Genomic DNA, 1,974 nt, shown 5'->3' on the forward strand with positions numbered 1-1,974 from the left:
TTGTTGCGATCGACGCACAGATCAGGAGGCCAGGGATGACCGCGCTCATACAAGCCGACCGAACGGATTTCTCCCGGATCGTGGTGAACGAACCGGATCTCTTCGAGTGCACGGTGCCCCGTACGCTCGTCCATCGGGCGGCGATCTCGGAAGTACTGTTGACCGGAATCAGTCGCTCCGGCGAGGACACCTACCGCATCGGAGCCCAGTGGTCACGCGGCCACAGCTACTACGGAGCGGTCGCCGGCCGCTGGCACGACCCCATGCTGTTCGCCGAGACGGTCCGGCAGGCGGGTCTGCTGCTCGCCCACCAAGTGCTGGAGATACCGCTGGGCTTCAGCTTCCTCACCGAGGCGACATCGTTCGAAGTCGCCGAGAGCGGTGCCAGATTGGGGCGCGGACCCGCTCATGTGGTCCTGGAGGTGACGCTGCACGACGTGGTGCGCCGTCGGGGGGTCGTCTCCTCGTACGCGTACGACATCGTCGCTCAGCGCGACGGCCGGCGCATCGGTTCCGGGAGGCTGACGGCGAACTGCGTCAGTTCGGCTGTGTACCGCAGGCTGCGGGGCGATCGTGCGGAGGCGACCGCGCCGCGTGAGGTACCGAACGGAATCAACCCCGAACTCGTAGGGCGCACCTGTGAGTTCGACGTCGTACTGAGCGCGGAGTGCGGTAGCGGGGCTCATCGGCTGCGTGCCGAGCCGGACCACCCCGTGTTGTTCGACCACCCCGTCGACCATCTGCCCGGCATGGTCCTGATGGAGGCTGCACGGCAGGCGGCGCTCGCCGCGCTCGGGCTGCCGGAAGGGCTGCTTGTCGCCTGCGACGCCGAGTTCCACAAGTACGTGGAGTTCGATTCACCGTGCCTGGTGATGACATCAGGGGATGTCATGGACGCGTCAGTGCCGCCCTCTGGCTCCCGTCATCTCCGCGTCGAGTTCCACCAAGCCGGCGACGTCGCAGCGGTCTGCCGGGTGACCGTTCATGACGGCTCGGAGACGTGAGCCGCGGTCATGACGCCTGCTGAGGGCACCTACCGGGCGGGGTACCCCATGTGGCTGGTGATCTGTCCGACCCGCTCTCATTGCGCGGTGTGTGCTTCGGAGTGGACACCGTGGTGCATGCGGCCAGCTACGTGGGACGCGATCCCCGGCGGTGCTGCGACGTCAACCTCAAGGGAACCCGGGCGCTGCTGGAGGAAGCGCACCGCAGCAGGGTGCGGCGCTTCGGCTGCATCAGCACGGCCTCCGTCTACGGCACAGGTCTCCACCGCGGCCTTGCCGAAGGGCACTTGGAGCCTCGCCGACCTCACCCGCGAGCGCCTCGCGGTTGCGCGCCGAGCGGGAGGCACACCCCTGGGGTGGCATCGTTCTGCGACCCCACCTGGTCTGCGGCGAGGACGATCGGTGGTTCGTGCCCGACGTGTTCCGACTGCTCCACCTCGTGCCCGCATGGCCCGTCGAGGAGGCGCGCAGCTCGGTCATCGCGGTGGAGGACCTGGCCCGTGTGGTGTCAGCCGTGGCCGACAGGCAGGTGCCCTTGGGTAGCGGCACGCCATGTGGCGAGTCACCGGGCTGGATTCCTGCCCTGGCTTCGAGCGACGGTTCGCTACCTGCTCCAGCTCGTATCGGAGCACGTGGCGCACGGTCTGAGCATCTGAGCGGTGGGGCGGTGCCGGTCCGTGGCCGGCGCCGCCCCATCCCGTCAGTCGATGCTCCTGATGACGTGGGAATCAGCGGGTTCGTCGTCCACGCCGGCGAGCAGCAGAACCGGTGCTCGCTTGGGCTCGTCGTAGTCCCTGTCGAGCTCCTGTTCTTCCTCGTGGTGCATGCGGCCTCCCGGATACTCGGTAGCGGCTCGGTTCAGTAGCGGTAGTGGTCCGACTTGTACGGGCCCTCGACCTCGACGCCGATGTAGGCGGCCTGCTCGGGGCGGAGCGTGGTCAGCTTCACGCCGAGCGAGTCGAGGTGGAGA

The 1,974-nt window shown here is 67.9% G+C and carries 4 protein-coding genes; 2 read left to right on the forward strand and 2 right to left on the reverse strand.

The window, feature by feature from the left end; all coding sequences use genetic code 11:
• Nucleotides 1–35 precede the first annotated feature (35 nt).
• Nucleotides 36–1,004, forward strand: a complete 969-nt coding sequence (locus AC3ETA_RS47620; protein WP_432199143.1) for a ScbA/BarX family gamma-butyrolactone biosynthesis protein — start codon at nucleotides 36–38, stop codon at nucleotides 1,002–1,004.
• A 50-nt stretch (nucleotides 1,005–1,054) separates the two neighbouring features.
• Nucleotides 1,055–1,660: an NAD-dependent epimerase/dehydratase family protein gene (locus AC3ETA_RS47625; protein WP_432199144.1), complete on the forward strand. Its 606-nt coding sequence runs from the start codon at nucleotides 1,055–1,057 to the stop codon at nucleotides 1,658–1,660.
• 44 nt (nucleotides 1,661–1,704) lie between these two features.
• Here AC3ETA_RS47625 and AC3ETA_RS47630 read toward each other — a convergent pair whose 3' ends face one another.
• Nucleotides 1,705–1,830: a hypothetical protein gene (locus AC3ETA_RS47630; protein ID WP_432199145.1), complete on the reverse strand. Its 126-nt coding sequence runs from the start codon at nucleotides 1,828–1,830 to the stop codon at nucleotides 1,705–1,707.
• Nucleotides 1,831–1,862: 32 nt separating this feature from the next.
• On the reverse strand, nucleotides 1,863–1,974 hold a 112-nt coding region (locus AC3ETA_RS47635; RefSeq protein WP_432199137.1), incomplete at its 5' end, for an adenosylhomocysteinase.

This window comes from Streptomyces sp. bgisy027 (assembly GCF_057710365.1).